Genomic DNA, 19,455 nt, shown 5'->3' with positions numbered 1-19,455 from the left:
CCTGTGTAGGCTCGTTTGGTTTATTCGCGCCAGACGTTCCCGGCTTATTCGTGTCAGGTTTATTTGGTTTATTTGTGTCGGGCTGATCTGGCTTATCCGGTGTAGGGTTATTGGGTTTATCCGGCTTGTCCGGCGTCGTTCCACCCGGCTTGTCCTGTGTAGGCTCGTTTGGTTTATTCGCGCCAGACGTTCCCGGCTTATTCGTGTCAGGTTTATTTGGTTTATTTGTGTCGGGCTGATCTGGCTTATCCGGTGTAGGGTTATCCGGTTTATCCGGCTTGGGTTTATCCGGCTTGTCCGGCGTCGTTCCACCCGGCTTGTCCTGTCCTGAATCCGACGCAGCCTCCTTATGATTTTCGATCAGCACCGTCCGGCTTTCGGACAGAATCCCCGCTGCACTGTCCTTGCCTTTGTTGTAGGACGTGGTATATCCGTCTGCGTTGGCTTCCCGTTCCGTTATGGTATAGCTGCCCTGAGACGGAAGCCGTTCGAGCGTGATCTGCTGCCCGTGGATCAGTTGTATATCCGCTTTTCCGTCCTTAAATGTTAGAGTATTGTCCGTCGGCGGCGTCACCGTCCACTCGCTTCCTGTGGTGACCAAGCCTCCAGTATAGTTATAGGTTTCGCTGACGGCGTTCCCGTTCCGGTCTTTTAACTCAATGACAAAGGTAAACGGCTTGGTCTTGTCGCCCTGTTCGCCCGTCACAATGGTACCGATGGTCAAGTCCGGCGCGGGGGTGTTCATATGGTTTGTGAACGTGACAGCAATCGTTCTACCGTTCTGAATCTTTCCGCTGCTGTTCACACTCGTGGAATGAAAAGTCCCGTCCGAAACCTCGTCTACCTGATATTCCGCACCCTCCGGCAAATGCGTCGCCGTTTTCGTTTCTCCATGCTTGAGGGCCAATTTAGCAACGCCGTTGGTGAACGTCATATCGCCGTATGTTCCATTTAACGGGTTGTTCGGGAGCGTCAGCGTGAATAAAAATTCTTTTCCCGCGTCGTTCCCGCCATTTACGGTTTTTGAAACGGATAGGCTGCCCTCGCCCTGTGGAACGCCTGTTTTCTCGCGGGTGATCGTCGCGCTGTGTACCACCGAGCCGACCATGTGTTGGAATTTCTTCGTCTTGCCATCCGCTGTCACCTCAATATCAGGGCTTGGGGAATATTGCCTAATCGCTTCGAGCCATTCGATTTCCGTTATAATCTGAAAGCTATCCGCCGTTGTTATCGGGTAGTTTGAAACCAACTCGACCTCCTGATTGCCATAGACATACTTTACATCATGTAAGCACGTCACACCCTCCGGCAAAATCAGTTGGTACCGTCCATGATAGTATTCCGGTTCTAACAATTTCAGCTTTCCGGTGTGATATTTTCCGTCCTCCGGATTCCATGTAAATTTCAGATCACCTTCAAGCTTCAAATCGTCCGCTTCGGGTCGCTCCCTTAATATTCTTCCGTCTATTGCGAATAAATAAAGCGTTTTTGCCAACTCATTAGTTGTAACTGCTTCCACATCATTGTCACGAATGTTCCATTCATTCATCAGTCGCCACAGTGCTAACGACGTGGCATCGTAGGCTTGCTGTTTCGTTACGAAATAAGAACCTCCGTAGTAATGAGCAAAGTACTCCATTGGTGAATAATCTGTATCAACCGCCATACAGTAGGAGTAGGCCGCTTTATAGAACGGCATAGCCTCAATATCGGTTTTGGATAAACCTTTGATTTTTTCATCACCTTCCATATCAAACACAGAGTTTATAAAAACTCGCATTTCTTCAATTTCTTCGGGTTTGGCAGCATTGGTAAATATATGGTGCGCCAATTCTGGAAAAGCATCTACCAACTGAGAGGGCGGAATCAGCATCTTGTTAAACTCCTCCGTCGTCGGGATATACATACTCTCGCTTGATACAATTTCATATAGAGAAGCCCCATTATGTGGATAGCCCGCATAAAGCAATCTGGATAGCTGCTTCAGGAATGTCTCATAATTTTCTTTTCCACCCTCAAAATCGTTCTCTGTCAAATAACCTTCTTTGTATTCTGGAACTTTGACCGTTTCATCAAATATAGTTTCATAATGATGAGGCCACCAGAGCTTATTATTCATGCAGTATAGCAGAAGCCATTCCTGTTCATTATCCGAAGTTTTAAGGTAATGAATCCCATCTTTAGAGACAATGGGCAGGGTATTCGTAGCGTCGTCGCCCGCAAACGCGACCACATTTTCATCTTCACTTGCCGTACACGCTTCGCATACAAAGCCGCAAGGCGTTCCCTCGGTTGCCGGAGCGTAGCCGCACTCGTCGTCATGCTTATGCTGGCAATGCAATTCCGTTGTGATACAACCGTTTTCCACGCTGCATACATGGCCGCATTCAGGCTCCGTAGCGTCGGAGAGCGTTGCCTCGTCGGGCGTTGTGCCGCCGGTCGCTTTGGCAGCGTCAGAGGGCGTTGCTTCATCTTCTGAAACGCTGTCTAATACCGGGTAACAATCCGCCGTATGGATATGGGTGCAGCTTGCGACCTCGGTATAGCAATCTGCCCCATGTTCGTGAGTACAGGGGCTTTCCTCTGTTCCCTCTACATAGCCGCAACGATCATCATGGGCGGCGTGGTGTTCGCACAGGCCGATTATCCCAACGCCCTCCTCCTCGGCGGCAAGCGCGGCTGTCGGCAGCAATCCCGCGATCAGTCCGACCGCAACCAGTACGGATAAAATTTTCTTCTTCATAAAATCATGCCTCCTCTCTGGACGTTCCTCTACTGAATCAGCCGCAGCAAAAAGGCGAATCCCGCCCATGGAAAAACCATGTGCGTAATGCGCCTAAAAATATTTTATGAGAACAGCACAAAAGGACAGAGTTATGCTCTGTCTGTCTGTCTGTCTGTCTGTCTGTCTGTCTGTCTGTCTGTCTGTCTGTCTGTCTGTCTGTCTGTCTGTCTGTCTGTCTGTCTGTCTGTCTGTCTGTCTGAGTTTATCGCGCCCGAACATCGTTTGTCAACCCTATCCGCAGGAAAAATCAGAAAAGTTTTTATAAGTTTTTATAGGTTAAATTATACTACAATACACCGCGAAAAGCAAGGGATTTGGGGAAAACGACACTCATATTTTGGAAAACATTTTACACTTCCCGTGTTTTCTTGTTTAACAATTTTTGTTTTACGCTGGTTCAAAAAGTAATCTTTCGAGACAGTGAAAAAGCCACTATGCTCAAATCATACTTCGACCGATTTTTTTGACTGAATTCATGTGACGACAATGGGCAAGAAACTTGAGCTTAGATGGGAGGCTTGAGTCATCTGTGGGAGGTGAGGGATCACGTGTTTTGCCTCTGACCACACTCTCTCGCTGCATTCACTTTTTGAACTCAGCAACCTCAGATGTTCAGCCACAGCCGGAACAAGCCGAGAACCAACATATGAGCAGGATAAAACGCATAATTGAACCACTTATTTTGCTTGCCTCGTTCCCCGTTGTAGGTCAGGGTCAATCCAAATCCAAGCAACGCCCAAGGCTCTTTATACATGGAGATAAAGCTGAAAGGGATGGCCAACCCTTTCCGGTTATGAAAAATATAGAAGAAATATCCTGTAAGAATAGCGTGGTGTTCATAATCTAAGCCAGTAAGCATAGCTGCGAGACACGTTACCGCCACAATCACAAAAGATACCGGATACCACGCAATCCTTGGGAGTTTTCCTTTCAGCGCATCAATAGCCCATAGGGAGAGCAACACCAGTACAAAAGTAAAGAGGATACCATGACCTCCGGGTTCTCGTTGCCCTGCCGGACCCCGCGCCCATCCCGCTGGGTAATATCGGAGGGCCGCCAGGGACAATCCAGATGATTGATCGCAATTACCTTGTCCTGCACATTCACGCCGGTTCCCAGCTTATTGGTGCTGCCCAGCAGGATGCGGACTTCACCCTTACAGGTGCGCTCAAACAACGCCTGCCTCTGGGCCTCGGTCGCGGCGTCGTGGATAAAGGCAATCTGGGATTCCGGTACACCCTTTTCGAGCAGCACCCGCTTAAATTCATCATATACATTGAAACGCCCCGCCTTGGGCGTACCCACATCACAGAAAATGAGCTGGGTGGAGGAAGCGGCGGCGGTGTCCGCCCAAACCTGATATACCTCGTCAATGCAGATGTTCAGCTTGCTTCCCGTTCCGTCCGCCGTGGGGAGGATCATACGGGGGTCAATCGCCATCATGCGGGCCTCGCTGGTCAGCTTCAGCATATTATCTTCTTCCGGCTTTACACGGCCAGCGCGGATTGCGTCCGCCCGCAGGATAAACTCCGCCATGATCGCCCTTTGCGCGGGGGTGGCCTCTGTGGGAATGATCTGCGCCTTTCCGCCCTGAATGGCTGGCAGACCGGGAATATCAAGCATATCCGCCGTTTTGATGTCTGCAACCTCTCTGAGAACCGCCATCAGTTCCGGCAGGTTGTAGAATCGCACAAAGCGGTCCCGCATCCGGTAGCCGCCGCCTTCCGGCCGCAGCTCAAGCACGGAAGTCCGCTTGGCGAAGTGGGCGATCCAGGTATCGAAATAGGACCAGCCGAACCGCTCCAACTCCTGCGGCTGTAAATATCGCTGCATGACAAACAGCTCGGAGATGGAATTGCTTATCATTGTGGGCTGACGGGATCTTGGCGAAGCAGGGTGCCAATCCTGCTCTGGCCTGAGTGGGTATCGCTCTGCACCTTAATTGGCCGTCCTTAGATGCGGAAATGATCCGCACAGGTGGTCTTCGCGCACTCGGCCTGACGCTGGCTCCGTCAGCTGATGTATCTATGCTACCGGATATGACTGCTTGGAGCAGTATTTTTCAAGGTACTGTGAGATTAACTGATCTCACTAAGATTGTAACTCTGTGTGTTTCAGAATTACATAAACAGAATGGAAGGTTACCTACCCAAAATGGAAGGTTTTAGAGTTTTGCCTCCAATTCAGACAAAAATGCAATGGTCATTCGCAGGTTCTGCTTCTGATCCATAGCTTTAAATTCTCTCCCCGACAAAAGATAATCCAGGGAGACATCGAAGAATGCTGCAAGCTCCACAGCCAGTTCAACTGAGCCGGTCTGCTTTCCGTTTTCAATTTTCAGGATGTATGTACTGGTGATGTTCATTTTCTCTGCCAGCTGCTCCTGCGTAAGTCCTCGGCTTTTCCGTAAATTCTTGATTCGAGCGGCATAGCTATCTCTGTTGAAGCCCATAACACTTTCCTCCGTTTTCTGAAATTTGGATGAGACCGAATTTCAGTTCGGAGGATCACGGCACCCAACAGAAAGATTATCATTAAAAAATAAATTGCCGATCCCGTGCAAAAATGGAGAATCGGCAACCTGTGCTTGATCTGCATTAAAAAGTCCAGGGCGGGATACAGGGGCAGCAGGCGGAGGTTTTTCTTTCTTTCTTTCTTTCTTATATGCCCAGCTTGCGTATCCCGTTTTTTTCTTGACAGTCTTCCTCGTGCTGTCCTGAAAGCAGTGTGACTCGGCTTAACCAGATGGAACAACTTAATGCGGCAGCTGTTATCTGCCATGTTGCATTTCTCCTTGTCCACTTACGCGGCCGGCACACAGACAGCCAGCATCACCCCCTTAAAATTTTTGTTCTTCGGCAAATGCGACTGTCTTGCCGATAATGTAATTCAGTTTTATGTATCTCAGGCTTGTTGGTTCGTGCATCGCGATACATCTAACAAGCGAATTGTGTCGCATTCACCCGCAAAAAGATGTATTGTAGAATATCTTTGAGGTGAACTGCAATGTATGACTTCTCCTATCCATTGGGGAATGCGGTGAAGAGCACACGTTATCGGCGCGGTCTGACCCAGCTTCAGGTAGCAGACATGGCGGATATCGATGTGCGAACCGTGATGAATATTGAGAACTACAAGGCAAATCCCAAGATGGAGGTGCTCTACCCTTTGATCCGTGCCCTCCGTATTGATGCCAGAACCATTTTTAACCCTGAGCAGCAGCGCGCCTGAGCAGCAGCGCGAAACTCCCGCTCTACAACAACTTCGGCTTATGATTGAGGAATGCAGTGAGCAGGAGGCCGAAGCGTTGATCCCGGTGGTGGAATCGGTCATTGCCGCACTCCGGACAAAGGACGCCATTGAGATTGGATGACTATATAAAAAAACAGAGCCTGCTTTTCCCCGGCAGGGGGATCAGCAGGCTCTGTGCTTTAAGCATCCGGCTCGTCGCTCAATACCATCTTCAGTTTTACCACATTGACCATGAATTCCTTTTTACATTTTGGACAGTATAGCGGGAATTTTACTAAAACCGTTTCTTCATATACTTTGACTTTCGTTTTGCTGCCGCACTGAGGACAGCAGATCCATTTTGACTCATGCCGCATAGCAATCACTCATTTATTCGTAGTTGCAAGTTAGATAATTGCAGTCGGTTTTTCTTCATTGATATCCAATCATTCTATGAAAACGCCGCCAATTTCGCCAGCAGATACGCCAGAGAACTATCATAAAAGACGAAATCATCGATCAGTCCGGCATTTTTTGCATCTATGACACGGCTGCATACGGCGAACTGTTCCGGCCTGACCAGAAGCAGGATCTTGAGGTCCTGTTCAACCTGCCGAAGAGGTTGGCAGATCCCGACCGCCTGATCCATATCCGCCTGATCCACAATATCCAATATCACCACATCCGCATGAAAGATATCAACGCCGACCACAGCCTGCGGATAATGGAGCTGGGCCGCCCACAGGAAGTCAAGCTCCGGCTTTGCCTGGATGGCCGCTGACAACCCCTGTCCCAGCACCTTATTGGATGATATAAACAGCACTGTTTTCATGATCGGCACCTTCTATCCAATCCGATAAATACAAATGGTTTTCTAATCGCTCCCGCCTGCTCCGGCTTCCATGGGCCGAGCCTCCACAGCCGCGCCGCCTGACTCAAGCCCAGGGGTCGGCGGACTTAGGGGTGCGGACACCGGTGAGCAGATATTGCTCCCAGAGGAACCATTTCCCATCGCTGCCCCGCTGTCGGAGTTTGATGGGGCGAGGGCTGTCCGCGCCGCCGCAGGGGATAAACAGTTTCATATAGCCCTGCTCCTCACCGGAAACATGGTTGCTTTCCACCCGGATGGTATAGGGCTGGGCGGGTGTGTAATTGTTGTCGGGGGTAGAGCCGTCGAAGTAGGTGAAGGGAAGGTAGGTCTTTCCGTCACGGAAGCGGTCGTTTAAGAAGGAGATCTCCTGTCCGTTCAAAGGACGGGGCCCCCGCAGCCAATTCAGCATATCCGTGCCGATCTGTCGGTCAGCGGCATAGGCGCACAGGGCCAGCACGGTCAGCGCCGCCGTCTGAAAGGGGGTGTCAAGGGCCGCCTCCGGGAGAGCCTGCAGCTGGGCAAGGCTCTCAGGGAGGGCCGCGAAGGTAAAGGTTTCCCGCTTGTTTCCAATGGCTGTGGCTGCCGTCGCCGCGGCATCCACGGCGGACTGCTTTAGCCTGTCAAAAATACTCATACAAATACTCCTTTCACGCCTGTCCCACACTCGTGCGCCTGATGTTCTATCAGCCATAGGCGCGTATCAGATCCATACAGGTCATGCCCTCGCCAAAAAAGGGCGGACACACACCGGTTTCACGATCCTGCTGGATATGGAGAGATTCGCCGGAGGGGTCGATCAGCACCGGGAAGCTGCCGCTCATGCGGGTGCCCGCGCCGTCCGAGAGGTCCAGATGCAGGCAGTCGCCCTCCATACGCCAGATGCCGGAATACGAGTACGCATACTCCTGCCCATCCTCCGGCTGATGGTAGAGATCGATGCGTCCGGAATAGTCCGGGTCGCTGTCGCCCCAGCCGAACTCCATGTACCACTGCTCGCAGGTCCAATTTGTGTAAGCCAGCCCCCAGTCTGTGGGCGGCAGCCACCAGTCGTCCCCGGACGGCTCCCAGTCCTCGGGGTAGTCCAACCCGGTCACATAGCCCCAGATGCCGAAATCCATCAGCATGGGAAGGTAGTTCTCCCCGGTGGGCACGATGGGAATGCCGTATTCATCGGTCAGCGGGAGCCACTTCACCTCCACGCCATCGTTTGCCACAAGGACGATCTCCGTGTCCGGTTCATCCCGCCATTGCTCATAATTTACGAATATCAGTACAGGCTGGGCACACTCCTCCCGGTAGAGCACCTCACCCGGTACAGGCCAAACGCCGTTACCGAGAGATTCCCAGGTGACATGGTTCACGGCAAGGCTGGTATTCTCATCCCGGGGAACGATGCAGAATAAATCACCCCAACCTGCGCCGAGGATACATTCGGCCGGTATATGCAGCAGAAACGGCATCGCCTCGACCAATCCGGCACAATTCTCCACCAGCCAGTCCGACAGTGGGGTGGAGTCCCCCTGCTTCCTGTATCCCAGATAGGCGACCGCGCCGGCGTACTGGTCATCGTATGCCATGGCGTCATACAACAGGTTCAGGGACTCCTCCGCCAATTCCGCCTCCGCTGTTTCTTCCCCGCTGCCGGAGAACACACCCACCCCGGAATCTTTTTCTCCCTTGCTGCCGGAAAGGGTGCCTATCGCACCGTCCGTTTCAACGGGCGGTGTGTCTTCTCCTCCGCAGGCGGACAGGCCAAGGGCCAGTGCCATGCACAAAATCGCCGGGAGAAAGCGGCGCCGGAGCAAATTCTTCATCATCCGGCCTCCTTCTCAGAATTTCCCGCTGCGGCCGCTGCCGCCGCCCCCGCTTTCGCTGTAGGTGCTGCCGCCGCTGCCGCCCGAGCTCTCTTTCTGGATCTTGGTGCGTGTTTCGGTGGTATGGGTGTACCGGTCGTACTGCTTTGTCAGGTGTAAGCCGTCAGCGGTGAGGTACGCATCGGCTTCCGCCTTTTGATGGACGGACTTCATCTTACGCAGCAGCCATAGGCAAACCGTCCCCGCGGCCAGACAGGAGCATCCTGCTGAAATGACGAACCAGATCCAGTAAGGACGGCGCACCGGCTTGCCGGCGTCGGCCTTTGTCAGATATTCCTCACAGGCGTCTAAGTAATTGGAAATGCCGCCATACCAGTCGTCTTCCCCAAAATCTCCAAGGAATCGTTCTTCCAGCTTCTCCTGCCCATATTCATCAAAGGCATACTCGGCGTATTCGCCGTAGACGAACATGGCATAGTTCCGCTTGGCCATGCTCAGGAGCACGATGATCCCATCCCGCCCGCTGCCCATACCGAGCTCATTGCCGTGGTAGAGCTGATAGGTGACCTCATAGACACTGCCGTTTCCGTATTCCGTGTAATCATCCACAAGAGCAAAATAAACGCCGCAATCCTGCTTTTGGGAAATGGCTTCGGCCCGAGCCTCCAGCTTTTCCCACTTCTCATAGGGAAGAAGGTCTGCAGCATCAAATACATACCGCATCGTGACGCTGCCCTGCACCGGTTCTTCCACACCGGCATCCTCGCCGGAGCCGGCCGGCGGGCAATTTGTGAGGATGTAATCCTCCGCCGTTTCTGCCATGGCGTCCACTGCCTGGGTCAGCGCCACGGCGCTCATGGTCATGTCCTCGCCGTTCCACGCCCGCGCCGCCATATAGGGCTGTACCGCATCGTAGACGGCGCCGGACAATTCCTGGCCGTTGCCCCGCTCATCGCTCAGTCTGGCGTAGACGCACCAGTCATTTTCGTCAACCATCCTGTAGGTATCCCCATCCTGCGCTTCCAGCAGAATGGTCAGCGTAACGCCCTCCTTGTGCTCGCCATAGCCGTAATCATATTCCTCATAGATCCCCGCGGCGGCGTCGCCAAGTCCGTCATAGCTGTTTTGGGTCAATACATCCACCCGCAGATCAAGGCCCAGCGCCTGGGAGAGCTGGGGGAGGGTCTGTTCTCCCTGCATGGTCAGTTCCTGCGATCCCAAGGATTCCGTTTCGTCATAGATCACGCCGTACTCCATTGCCGCCATTGCGGGAGTGCAGAGGGACAGCGCCAACAGGAACGCCAGCGCGAGAGCAGTATATGCTTTCTTCATATCCGGTCCGCCTCCTTTCTCACGGCAATAGGACCAGCGCCGAACTGATCACAGACAGGGAGACGGCGATGGCGGCAAACAGCCCCCAGAACTTCCCCCAGCTGACCGGCAGGTCGCCCACCAGCTTTCCGGTCTGTCCATTCATGGCAAAGAGGAAGTCCTTCCCATGCCACTTGGTATTCAGCATCCAGACGGGCATCAGGGCGTAATGCACCTTGCCCCTGCGCAGGTGAACGCTGCTGTCTCTGATAACGCAGAGGTCATAACGCTTCACTGTGCCGCGCAGCGCGGAGGCAAGGGTCCCCTCACAGCGCTGATCCGCCCGCTGCCGGCTCTGTTCCACCGTCACATCGAACTTATCGGCCAGGAAGCCGGGGAGATACGCGGTGGAAAACGGCTTCAGCTCCTTGTAGTCATAGGGTTCAATGGAGTCCATGTGGCCGTCCGGCATCTTGCTGGAGGCGTCCACCGGCACCTTCTCAAAGGTGACGGCTCCGGCCCGGTAGACATCGTAGTGTTTCGTCTCCGTGATCTCGTAGTCGCCGGAGCGGTATGTACGGGAGCGGGCAGCCTCATAATGGGCGTCGCCCTCCGCCTCGCCGTCGAACATCCAGAAGGGAACATAGATCCCCCGGATCTCCTGCACATGATTTTCACCGGTAAAGCTTTTCGGCAGGAAAAATTTCCCTTTGTAGTGGGACTTGAGGGCCTTTACCGCATCCTCCTTGCTCAGCTTGAACGGAACGATGAAATCCGGCCGCAGTGCCCCGGAGAACTGGCCCGGCACCACGGTGGGGTTCCCGCAATAGGGGCAGGAGGTCGCCGCCGTGCTCTCCTCGCAGATGAGCTCCGCGCCGCAGCTGGGGCAGCCGTAGGCCCGCATACCGTCGCCCTCAGCCCCCCAATCCTCGCAAAAGTCAGAGGTGTCCCATGCGCCTCCATCCGCGGCTGGCGCGCCCTGCCCGGCGCCGCCTTCCTCCGTCGCCTGCTGGGCTTCTGCCGCCTTTTTTTCTTTCTCTGCGTAGAGCGCCTCGATCTCCGCCACATCATAACTGGCGCCGCAGTATTCGCACTCCAACCGGCCGGACGCACCGGAGAAATGCAGCGGTCCCGTGCAGCTGGGGCATTGATAATTTGTTACCTGTGTTGGCATCTGAAATTCCTCCTTCCCATGCCGGCGCTGTAACGGTCTATACCGAAACAGGCCGTAATCCGCAGAAGATCAGCCGAGCGGGTCGGTGAGCAAGCTGTCCAGCGTCAGGACGCACAGCTGCGCGTCGTACTTCGGCATAAACGGCAGGCTGACTTCGTTCTCCCCAGCGCCGATCACCATCTCCTCGCCGCTGGGACTCATCAAAATCGGATAAGTCTCCGAGATATAATACGGGCCGTCTGTGACGCCATAGTTATCACCGCCAACAAGGGACAGGCTGACGGTCACATAACTGGGCCCATCCATGACGGATGTGGTCGTCCAGAAACCGCTCCACACCTCTTCCCACGTCGTTTTAGAAGGATCGGCACCCTCGTATTCCCAATACAGTTCGACCGTTCCTCCCATCTCATCCTCGGGAAAGAACCACAGGTAGTAATTTGCCGCACGGCTCGTGTCCCATGCCGCTGCCTGCGTTGTCCAGCTGCCGCCGAGCCCGGAGGCATATACGCCGCTCCAGCCGTCTGCCAGCCACGGTGCAAGCTCGGAAGGAACGCCCTGCCAGCCGTATTCCGTAAAGTCGAAGGAGAGGTAGTCTCCGTTTTCCGAGAAACATGGCACGATGTGCCCCGTTGATGTATAGAGCTGCGGCTCCCACACGCAGCTGTTGCCTGCGTTGTCTACGATCTGAACCTGTATGTAGGACAGGTATGCGTATGCATCGTCCCCGCCGGCTGCAAAGATCAGCAGCGGATCTCCAACTTCAGACCGATAGAGAACCTCGATGACCTCTTCGGTATCTGATTTCGGATCCCACCGCATGAGATTGACGGAAACCGTGGCATTTTCATCAAGCGGCACGAGACAATACAGATAATCATCGTCCCCGATGGTATGCCCCGTATCGATTTCGGAAATAAAGGGGTATTTCTGCAGCATCGCCTGGTCTGTTTCTGACAGCCAATCTCCATCAGACGCTTCTCCGGTATAGCCCAGGAAGGCCGCGCCGAACATGGTCTGCGGAAAAGCCATTCTCTCCCGCAGCCAAACAAGAGATTGTTCCGCTTCCGCGGAGAATCCGGTCGGTGTCGGTTGCATATCCGATCCCCCGGCCCCCGGGCGCAGCTTTTCCGGCAGTTTCTGATCGGGCATACCAGACAGCGTCTCACCATCGGCGCTTCGATTTGGTTCGTCTGTTCCCGCTTGCTGTTTTTGCGCGCAGGCACAGAGAGACAGCATCAGAACCAGTATTAGAAAAAATGCGATCACTCGTTTTGATGTCCTTTTCATAACTGCTCCTTTCAAATGTCACTGCTCCATACCATTGCGCAAATGGGGATCGCTCCGCCCCAAATGGGGCGGGAACGATCCCCATTCTGGTGTCATCCAATGCTGTCCGGCATAGGCTCCTCCGCATCGATCAGAGGCAGATACCAGCTGTCATAGAGATTGGGCAGATCCTCCTCATCCACATCCACCCAATAGGTCCCCCACGGGCGCAGGTAGATATCATAGTGGAACGCATCTCCGCCGTTTTCGTAATCACCGTCAATGTGGATCATGTCCCCATAGTCCACCAGTCCCGGGTCAACGATCCAGTCCCCGTGCTCCAGCGCAATATCCGTGAAGGCACCGCCCTCGGATGTCATGGTGCCATATATGCTGGTCCCATCATCACTGAGGCTGACCGATGCGGAAACCATCGGTTCCGACTTCGTGTAGTCCTCATCCCAGAGGGTGACAGTGCCCGTGCCGTCCCCGCCGATGTCAATGGCGCCGCAGATGTCCCACCAGGCGCCCTCCAGATCCTCGTAATCGCCCGAGCAGCCGGTCATGATCCACCAGCCGTACCAGTCGCCGTTCCACCAGTCCAGCAGTATATCTCCGGTCCCAGTATCCTGACCTGTACCGCTTCCCGCCGTTTCCCGGCTGAGTGTGGACGGATCGACGGTGATCTTACCGGTTTTGTCGCCGAATGCCTCCTCAAAGGTCACCTCGACCTTGCTGGTGGTATCCGCCAGCACAAAGGCGGTGCGGAGTTCAAGGGTTTCACCCGGCGCGACATCCGTAAATTGACTGTCGATCACCGTGTCGTAGGAGTCGCTGTTCGCAAAGACGGTGGCAATAGCCAATTCTGCGCCGTTCTGTATCGCTGTTTCAGAGATGGACCATACATAGGAGCCGCTGTCCTTGCTGTTGTTGGTAAAATCCAGCGTCAGGACCAGCGCGTCGTTTCCATCTGAGTCCTCCATGATGCTGGCCCCCTTGTAGAGCAGCGCATAGTCCCCGATCTGGAGCGAATTGGACTCTTTCGGGTCGTCCTTGCCGCAGGCGGCCAGACTGAGCAGCATCGCCGCCGAAAGCAGGACGCAGAATAACCTCGTGCGTTTCATGTCAGGCCCTCCTTAAAAGCCACTGAGTTTGAATGCAACCAGTTCCATTGCGGACTCGTCCGCTCTGTCTTCGGTCATAATGGCAAGGATGCTGCCGTCAGCCAGCTTCGCGCCGCCGCAGAACCAGGGATAGTCCGTGCCGAACAGGTCGCCGTCATCCGCCTCGCCGAGATAGGCGCCGTCCTTGGTCCAGAGCACCACCTCACGCATATTTCCGTCCAGGGCCAGATAGCCATTTGCGGTCTGCGTAATAAAGGTAATGCTTCCCAGGCCGCTTCCGTCGGAATCTGCCAAAGTCATTTGCAGCGCGCCATTGCTGTCATAGACAAACACCTTGTGACCGCTGCCATCCACGGCAGACCCGCAGACATAGATGTGGCTGTCGTCGATCAGCAGATGACTGAGGATATCCACTTCCTGGAATACAATGGGCTCCGTCTTGAGGGCTCCGCCGGAGAGGGTGATCTTTTCACATTCCGGGCCGGAGAACCAGCTGACGCCCCAGGTCCCGGATGGGTGCATGGTGACGTGATCCGGGCCCTCATAGGACGCCGTCTGTGCGCCGTCCTTCCAGCTGATCAGCGGCTCCATAAAATTCGCCAGCCAGAGGGTCCCTGTGGTGTCGGCGGAAATATCCTCATATTCCGCGTCCAGCACAATATCCTCCGCAAATTTCAAAGAGGCGCCGTCGTAATCGAAGCGCTTCAATTCTCCGTCCACCAGAAGGTAAGCCTGATCTCCTGTGACAGCAGCCGCATGATCGAAGGTCTCCTTTGTGATGATGCAGTCTGTAATAGGCAGCCACTGGCTGCTGAGCGTATACGTCGTCCCCACCATGACGCTGCGGGGCTGGGCGGAAAAGGGCTCACCCTCCCAGTACCAGGGGCCATCCTCGTTTCCGGTATCCTCCAGATGGATCGTCAGGCCGGAGAGCAGCTTGTCTACACGCTCATCCTCGAACTCGCCGATGATCTCCATAAATACGGTGGCTCCCGCGCCCTCCACCCGGTTCATATACCGCAGGCAGGGGGAGCCCCAATAGTTTCCTTCTGCTTTGAGGCAATCGATGCCGCCGACGGGAGTAAGATCATAGGCCTGATCGACTGCATATTCGTACTCGTCAAAGCCGTAGCTGGTGAGATAGTCCCGGAAGGTATACGGATCTTCCACAGAAACGCGGATCTCCGCATCGACGATGCTTCCATCCTCGCCTTCCTTGGGAAGCGTCAGGATGATCTTGGAGGATGTTTCATCGTCATGAAGGTCGTCCTCCTCATAGACCCAGCCGTCCGCCTCATCGTAAGTAAGATCCCACAGATTTGTATGGATCGTTGTTCCGCTTCCCGCTTCCACAGGAGGCTTTGTCTGCTCGGTTCCTTCCGATGTCAAGCTGGGCTCCGGGTTGTCCTTGCCGCAGGCAGTGAGGCTGAACAGCACCAGCGCCGCAAGGAACAGGCACGACAGCTTGAACTTGGTTTTCATGGCCATTCTCCTCTCTGTCCTTTCTTATTTTTTGTTGCTGAAAAACGGCGTCAGCAGCTCGGCTACCTTGCTGATGGGCATGGTCTGCAGGATCACCTTGCCGGGTCCCCGGACAACGGTATTGAAAATACCCTCGCCGCCCAGGAGCATGTTCTTTGCGCCCTTGACCGCAACCACATCCATGGTGCAGCTCTCCTCCATAGCCGCCAGGTACCCTGTGCTGACCAGAAGCTCCTGTCCGGCGCTCAGGTCATACTCTGCCGCGTGACCGTCGATCTCAATAAAGGCGATCCCGTTTCCGCTCAGTTTCTGCATGATGAAGCCCTCGCCGCCAAAGATGCCGGAGCCCAGTTTTTTCTGGAAGTGCATGGATAGTTCCACACCCTCCTCAGAGGCAAGAAACGCGCTTTTCTGCACAATCATGGACCGGCCGGCACTGATGTTCAGAGCCTTGATGGCCCCGGGAAAGCTGGAAGCGAAGGCGATGAACCCGTCCCCACCCTCTGCGGTGAACTTGTTCTGGAATGCGGAATCACCGGACACCAGCCGCCCCAGCATCTTCTTCATACCGCCTCCGGTGGTGGTTTCCATTTTCATATTTGGGCTCATCCAGCTCATGCTGCCGCTCTCCGTGATCATGGATTCGCCTGGGGACAATTCACATACGACGACCGGCAGATTTTCTCCTAAAATTTCATACTTCTTCATGGTGAAGCTCCTTTCATTTTCGTTGTTTTCTATTGCTCCAAGATATTCTTATCCGTTGATTGCGCCGCCGCAAAACTCGCAGCAGCCGCTAGCATCCGGTGTGGTGGTCGCCCCGCAGTACGGACAGGTCACCGCCGCCTTGGGTGCTGCGGCCGCGGCCGCTTCCTCCCGCGCCTGCTGCCGGACCTGCAGCAGCGCATCCCGGATCTCACAGCCCATTTCCTCATATTGCCGGTATTCCACGCTGGAGCGCACCTCCTCCGCGTTGGAGGTCAGGGAGCCGCCGCCCATTCCGCCGGCTTTAGCCCGGAGACCCCCGCGGGGTCTGCGCATGGCGTCGGGCCCATCCAGCAGTGTTTCCTCATCGTTATCCACTGAGCTGCTGTTGAGTTGAAAGCGGATCTCGCTGAAATAGGGATTGTTGACGTTGATCACGATGTAGAAATCGTAGGAATAGGCATACCGTTTGGGATTGAAGCTCTGCCGCTCTCCATCCTTATCCCTGTATTCGATCTCCGTCCTGCGCTCGTCGATGTCCAGCTTGCAGCCGGTCACATCGGAGAAGGACAGCACATCCGGATTGGCCTCCTCCCAATTTCTGGCGGAGGTGACCATAAACAGACCCGCATCCTCGTCCAGCAGCACCTTGGTACGCTCACCCAGAGTACGAGTGGTGCGAAAAGAGGATACCTTGGCTTGATTGGTCTCCCGGTAGGCCAGCTGCTCCTGGATCTCCGCCACCGTGCTCTGGCGGCGGTCGCTGAACCAGGGGGAGAGCTTGGCGGCACATTCCTTGCACAGATTGCCGTCCTCCAGCTTGCGGTTGCCCAGCAGCCCGATCTCGCCGCCGCAGGCCGAGCATTCCTTTTTATCAAATAGTTTTCCAAAGAGCCCCATCATCTGCACCCCTTTCTGAAGCCGCTTACGCGGTGCCCTTCATCTGCATGGCGCCGTAGACATACAATCCCGGCAGCAGAAGGTTGAGCACCAGACTGGTGATGCTGAACTGGCCTCCGCCTACAAAGCCGATGATGATGGAGATAATCGCTAAGATCGCAATGATAATGCCCCATTTGACGCAGGAAGCGGCCTTCTGGGGTGCGCTGCAGGCCCCGATGCCCTTAATGCCCGCGATAAACTGGATCACAGAGGCCACAGTCACAAGAATAGAGCTGGCATAGAGCAGGCCGGTACCCTCCGCGCTCCCCGACAGGGCTGCCAGGGCGCTGACGCCGAGAATGGCGATGACGCCGGCGATGGCGGCGATGATGCCGCCGATGATCATGAGAATGGATGTGACTTTCAAAATCTTCTGACCTTTCATTTGTAGTACCTCCTATGTTCTGTTTTTATGGATCGATTTGCGTACTATGGCTGTTCATCCAGCAGGCACAGGGCCAGCTCTGTAAAATACGCCCAGAGCTGCTTCGCTGTTTCCTGATCCAATTTCTTCTGCTGCTGTTTGCCGTCAGAGTAATAGAGGGTGCAGGCCGGCTTTTCCGAGCTGCCGTCCGGCTGCTGCTCCAGACGGATCTCCTCCGCAAACGCGGTGAAGGCATCCCACTCCTCATCTGACACGGCCCAGTCACTCCTGATCTCCTGCTTCCGACCGGACGGGGTAAATCTGGCCCGGAGGATATATGGGGCGTCCTCTCCGTACACAACAGACGGACCCCGGTCGAATTGGAAGGAATAGTCCTTGGAGAAGAGAGCCCCGGACTGACCCATATAGAAGCCGCTCAGCTCCGGCGTGGCATAGCGGGGGATCTCCCGTCCAATGGGGTCGGCCAGCTCCTCCAGCAGAGCGATCAGCGTATGGATACGGCGGTCGTTTGGCGGATCATAACGGATGCTCCGTGTTCCGTCTTCTGTGCTCCAGGTCAGGATCAGGCTGGTGGAGTCCCCGCCATCCATGACTTCGATCCCCGGTGGCAGCTTCACCTCACGCCGGTTTTCCGGGATGGGCTCCATTAGCGGGTAGAGCTCCAGAATGATCTGCTCCACATCCGACCACTGAGCCGCGGTGATGGGGACATTCTCTTTGGTAGACGGGTGATACCAGTCCTCGTCCTCCGCCGTATCCGGATCAAGGGCCGGATAATAGCTTGTTTCCAGAATGGCCTCCGGCGAAAGCGTGATGGCAAAATCCGCTCTGGCAACCATGCCGCTGGTGTGGCTGTATGTGACGCCGGTCAAGATGCCGGGCGGCACGGCAGATTTCTTCTGTATGGATGAATCACCTCCCTGATGACCTCTGAAATAATATCCCGCAGCCGCCAGAAGCAGGAACAGACCTACAACAGAAAATACGGCGGTTTTTCTTCCACGGGTCATCCCTGCACATCGCCATCGTCAAAGGGATCGCCGCACTCCGGGCAGAACTTGGGCGGACGGGCGGGATCATCCGGCTCCCAGCCGCATTTGTCGCATTTGTACTGGGGCACGCCGGTGGGCTTTTTCGCCCCGCACTCCGCGCAGAATTTCCCTTTGTTCACCGCGCCGCAGGAACAGGTCCAGCCGTCCGCTGCGGGCCGGGGCTTGCCGCACTCCGGGCAGAATTTTCCGGTGATGCCGCTTTGTCCGCAGGCGCAGGTCCAGCCAGGGGCGGCAGGCGGGGGCGTGGGTACAGGTGCGGGGGTGGGCTGAGCCTGCTGCTGCGCGCCCATCTGATAGAGATTCTGGGCGTTCATGCCGCCCATCTGTCCAGCCATCCCCATGCCCATAAAAGCCATAGCGGGACCGGCATTGGGGTTGCTGGCCGCGGACTGCATGGCGCTGGCCTGTGCGCCCACCAGATGGGCCGCCGCCCGGGTGGGGTCCATAAAGGCCGCGTTGCGCTGCAGCTCCTTGATCATCTGCTCATCTTCCTCGTTGGCCTTGACGCTGGAGACGCCAAAGGAAACGATCTCCATGCCCCGCAGGTCCCGCCACCGGGAGGAGAGCTGCTCGTTGAGGGCTTCTGCCAGCTCCAGGGTGTGGCCGGGGAGAGAGGAGTAACGGATACCCATTTCCGAGATCTTTGCGAATGCGGGCTGCAGGGCGGTGAGCAACTCCGTCTTCATCTGCCCCGCGATCTGCTCGGTCTTAAAGTCCTCGCTGACGTTGCCGCAGACATTGGTATAGAACAGCATGGGGTTTTTCAGGCGGATGCTGTACTCGCCGAAGCAGCGGATGGCGATATCGATGTCGATACCCGCCCGCTGGTCCACCACCCGGAAGGGGACGGGGCTGGGGGTTCCGTACTTGTTGCCGGTGAGCTCCTTGGTATTGAAATAGTAGATGCGCTGGTCCTTGGGGGCCTCTCCGCCGAAGGTGAAACGCTTGCCGATGTTCTGGAACACGCCCTTGATGGATTCCCCCAGATCGCCGGTGAAGAGGCTGGGCTCGGTGGACATATCGTAGGTGTACTCGCCCGGCTCGGCGCACATATCCACCACCTTGCCCTGCTCCACGATGAGCATACACTGGCCGTTGGCCACGGCGATGACAGAGCCGTTGGTGATGATGTTGTCATCCCCCTTGGTGTTGCTGGAGCGGCCTGTGGCCTTCTTCTTTCCCTTTACCGCCAGCACATCCGCGGGGATGGCTTCACAGTAGAAGAATTCCTTCCACTGGTCGGCCATCACGCCGCCGGCTGCGCCCAATGCAGCTTTGATCAGTCCCATAATGCGATCTCCTCTCTTGTT

General features: G+C 55.3%; 19 protein-coding genes. 1 reads left to right on the top strand and 18 read right to left on the bottom strand.

From position 1 onward, the window contains the following. The 4 genes from ACTQ34_RS11710 to ACTQ34_RS11695 form a co-directional block, all read right to left on the bottom strand. Positions 1 to 2,743 (bottom strand): DUF7601 domain-containing protein (locus ACTQ34_RS11710; RefSeq protein WP_441363982.1); only part of this gene is annotated, 2,743 nt, incomplete at its 3' end. Between the two features lie 646 nt (positions 2,744 to 3,389). Further along, positions 3,390 to 3,749: a TraX family protein gene (locus ACTQ34_RS11705; protein ID WP_441363981.1), complete on the bottom strand. Its 360-nt coding sequence runs from the start codon at positions 3,747 to 3,749 to the stop codon at positions 3,390 to 3,392. Continuing rightward, on the bottom strand, positions 3,716 to 4,618 hold the full coding sequence (locus tag ACTQ34_RS11700; RefSeq protein WP_441363980.1) for a helicase-related protein: 903 nt from the start codon (positions 4,616 to 4,618) through the stop codon (positions 3,716 to 3,718). Before ACTQ34_RS11700 ends, ACTQ34_RS11705 begins: the two co-directional genes overlap by 34 nt. A gap of 331 nt (positions 4,619 to 4,949) precedes the next feature. Next, positions 4,950 to 5,237 (bottom strand): helix-turn-helix domain-containing protein, encoded by a 288-nt coding sequence (locus tag ACTQ34_RS11695; RefSeq protein WP_116721491.1) that lies wholly within the window; start codon positions 5,235 to 5,237, stop codon positions 4,950 to 4,952. A gap of 587 nt (positions 5,238 to 5,824) precedes the next feature. Between ACTQ34_RS11695 and ACTQ34_RS11690 the strand changes: the two genes are divergently transcribed. Next, a complete protein-coding gene (locus ACTQ34_RS11690) occupies positions 5,825 to 6,016 on the top strand; it encodes a helix-turn-helix transcriptional regulator (protein ID WP_441363979.1) in 192 nt (63 codons plus the stop codon). Between the two features lie 200 nt (positions 6,017 to 6,216). Here the strand turns inward: ACTQ34_RS11690 and ACTQ34_RS11685 are convergent, their stop codons facing one another. From ACTQ34_RS11685 to ACTQ34_RS11620, 14 genes are all read right to left on the bottom strand, one after another. Next, positions 6,217 to 6,393 carry a cysteine-rich KTR domain-containing protein gene (locus ACTQ34_RS11685; protein ID WP_116721489.1) on the bottom strand — a complete coding sequence of 59 codons (177 nt, stop codon included), beginning with the start codon at positions 6,391 to 6,393 and terminating at the stop codon, positions 6,217 to 6,219. Between the two features lie 74 nt (positions 6,394 to 6,467). Next, positions 6,468 to 6,848, bottom strand: coding sequence for a hypothetical protein (locus ACTQ34_RS11680; RefSeq protein ID WP_441363978.1), 381 nt, complete (start codon positions 6,846 to 6,848; stop codon positions 6,468 to 6,470). A 103-nt stretch (positions 6,849 to 6,951) separates the two neighbouring features. Further along, positions 6,952 to 7,521 carry a DUF6935 domain-containing protein gene (locus ACTQ34_RS11675; RefSeq protein WP_441363977.1) on the bottom strand — a complete coding sequence of 190 codons (570 nt, stop codon included), beginning with the start codon at positions 7,519 to 7,521 and terminating at the stop codon, positions 6,952 to 6,954. A gap of 49 nt (positions 7,522 to 7,570) precedes the next feature. Further along, complete coding sequence (locus ACTQ34_RS11670) at positions 7,571 to 8,701, bottom strand: hypothetical protein (protein WP_441363976.1); 1,131 nt, start codon at positions 8,699 to 8,701, stop codon at positions 7,571 to 7,573. A 15-nt stretch (positions 8,702 to 8,716) separates the two neighbouring features. Then, the gene (locus ACTQ34_RS11665) at positions 8,717 to 10,033 is read right to left on the bottom strand and encodes a TPM domain-containing protein (protein WP_441363975.1); all 1,317 of its coding nucleotides are present in this window, start codon (positions 10,031 to 10,033) and stop codon (positions 8,717 to 8,719) included. A 19-nt stretch (positions 10,034 to 10,052) separates the two neighbouring features. Then, complete coding sequence (locus ACTQ34_RS11660; RefSeq protein ID WP_441363974.1) at positions 10,053 to 11,186, bottom strand: hypothetical protein; 1,134 nt, start codon at positions 11,184 to 11,186, stop codon at positions 10,053 to 10,055. Positions 11,187 to 11,255: 69 nt separating this feature from the next. Beyond that, the gene (locus ACTQ34_RS11655) at positions 11,256 to 12,476 is read right to left on the bottom strand and encodes a hypothetical protein (protein ID WP_441363973.1); all 1,221 of its coding nucleotides are present in this window, start codon (positions 12,474 to 12,476) and stop codon (positions 11,256 to 11,258) included. 92 nt (positions 12,477 to 12,568) lie between these two features. Continuing rightward, positions 12,569 to 13,579 carry a DUF5067 domain-containing protein gene (locus tag ACTQ34_RS11650; RefSeq protein WP_441363972.1) on the bottom strand — a complete coding sequence of 337 codons (1,011 nt, stop codon included), beginning with the start codon at positions 13,577 to 13,579 and terminating at the stop codon, positions 12,569 to 12,571. Between the two features lie 12 nt (positions 13,580 to 13,591). Then, positions 13,592 to 15,061, bottom strand: a complete 1,470-nt coding sequence (locus ACTQ34_RS11645) for a hypothetical protein (protein ID WP_441363971.1) — start codon at positions 15,059 to 15,061, stop codon at positions 13,592 to 13,594. 24 nt (positions 15,062 to 15,085) lie between these two features. Continuing rightward, positions 15,086 to 15,769 (bottom strand): TIGR00266 family protein, encoded by a 684-nt coding sequence (locus ACTQ34_RS11640; RefSeq protein WP_116721478.1) that lies wholly within the window; start codon positions 15,767 to 15,769, stop codon positions 15,086 to 15,088. A 48-nt stretch (positions 15,770 to 15,817) separates the two neighbouring features. Next, positions 15,818 to 16,666 carry a DUF4428 domain-containing protein gene (locus ACTQ34_RS11635; protein ID WP_441363970.1) on the bottom strand — a complete coding sequence of 283 codons (849 nt, stop codon included), beginning with the start codon at positions 16,664 to 16,666 and terminating at the stop codon, positions 15,818 to 15,820. Between the two features lie 25 nt (positions 16,667 to 16,691). Beyond that, positions 16,692 to 17,093, bottom strand: coding sequence for a hypothetical protein (locus tag ACTQ34_RS11630; protein WP_087347549.1), 402 nt, complete (start codon positions 17,091 to 17,093; stop codon positions 16,692 to 16,694). A 44-nt stretch (positions 17,094 to 17,137) separates the two neighbouring features. Beyond that, positions 17,138 to 18,103 carry a hypothetical protein gene (locus ACTQ34_RS11625; protein WP_441363969.1) on the bottom strand — a complete coding sequence of 322 codons (966 nt, stop codon included), beginning with the start codon at positions 18,101 to 18,103 and terminating at the stop codon, positions 17,138 to 17,140. Further along, a complete protein-coding gene (locus ACTQ34_RS11620; protein ID WP_441146560.1) occupies positions 18,100 to 19,434 on the bottom strand; it encodes an SPFH domain-containing protein in 1,335 nt (444 codons plus the stop codon). Before ACTQ34_RS11620 ends, ACTQ34_RS11625 begins: the two co-directional genes overlap by 4 nt. Positions 19,435 to 19,455 lie beyond the last annotated feature (21 nt).

Origin of the sequence: Agathobaculum sp. LCP25S3_E8 (genome assembly GCF_052117165.1) — a bacterium.
Classification (GTDB): Bacteria; Bacillota; Clostridia; order Oscillospirales; family Butyricicoccaceae; genus Agathobaculum.
This window is presented reverse-complemented; position numbering and strand designations above follow the sequence as displayed.

Bases quoted from the DNA above. Each gene is read 5' to 3' on its own strand.
- ACTQ34_RS11700 (WP_441363980.1), bottom strand. From the start codon at position 4,618: ATGCAGCGATATTTACAGCCGCAGGAGTTGGAGCGGTTCGGCTGGTCC.
- ACTQ34_RS11695 (WP_116721491.1), bottom strand. From the start codon at position 5,237: ATGGGCTTCAACAGAGATAGCTATGCCGCTCGAATCAAGAATTTACGG.
- ACTQ34_RS11685 (WP_116721489.1), bottom strand. From the start codon at position 6,393: ATGCGGCATGAGTCAAAATGGATCTGCTGTCCTCAGTGCGGCAGCAAA.
- ACTQ34_RS11680 (WP_441363978.1), bottom strand. From the start codon at position 6,848: ATGAAAACAGTGCTGTTTATATCATCCAATAAGGTGCTGGGACAGGGG.
- ACTQ34_RS11675 (WP_441363977.1), bottom strand. From the start codon at position 7,521: ATGAGTATTTTTGACAGGCTAAAGCAGTCCGCCGTGGATGCCGCGGCG.
- ACTQ34_RS11670 (WP_441363976.1), bottom strand. From the start codon at position 8,701: ATGAAGAATTTGCTCCGGCGCCGCTTTCTCCCGGCGATTTTGTGCATG.
- ACTQ34_RS11665 (WP_441363975.1), bottom strand. From the start codon at position 10,033: ATGAAGAAAGCATATACTGCTCTCGCGCTGGCGTTCCTGTTGGCGCTG.
- ACTQ34_RS11660 (WP_441363974.1), bottom strand. From the start codon at position 11,186: ATGCCAACACAGGTAACAAATTATCAATGCCCCAGCTGCACGGGACCG.
- ACTQ34_RS11655 (WP_441363973.1), bottom strand. From the start codon at position 12,476: ATGAAAAGGACATCAAAACGAGTGATCGCATTTTTTCTAATACTGGTT.
- ACTQ34_RS11650 (WP_441363972.1), bottom strand. From the start codon at position 13,579: ATGAAACGCACGAGGTTATTCTGCGTCCTGCTTTCGGCGGCGATGCTG.
- ACTQ34_RS11645 (WP_441363971.1), bottom strand. From the start codon at position 15,061: ATGAAAACCAAGTTCAAGCTGTCGTGCCTGTTCCTTGCGGCGCTGGTG.
- ACTQ34_RS11640 (WP_116721478.1), bottom strand. From the start codon at position 15,769: ATGAAGAAGTATGAAATTTTAGGAGAAAATCTGCCGGTCGTCGTATGT.
- ACTQ34_RS11635 (WP_441363970.1), bottom strand. From the start codon at position 16,666: ATGGGGCTCTTTGGAAAACTATTTGATAAAAAGGAATGCTCGGCCTGC.
- ACTQ34_RS11630 (WP_087347549.1), bottom strand. From the start codon at position 17,093: ATGAAAGGTCAGAAGATTTTGAAAGTCACATCCATTCTCATGATCATC.
- ACTQ34_RS11625 (WP_441363969.1), bottom strand. From the start codon at position 18,103: ATGACCCGTGGAAGAAAAACCGCCGTATTTTCTGTTGTAGGTCTGTTC.
- ACTQ34_RS11620 (WP_441146560.1), bottom strand. From the start codon at position 19,434: ATGGGACTGATCAAAGCTGCATTGGGCGCAGCCGGCGGCGTGATGGCC.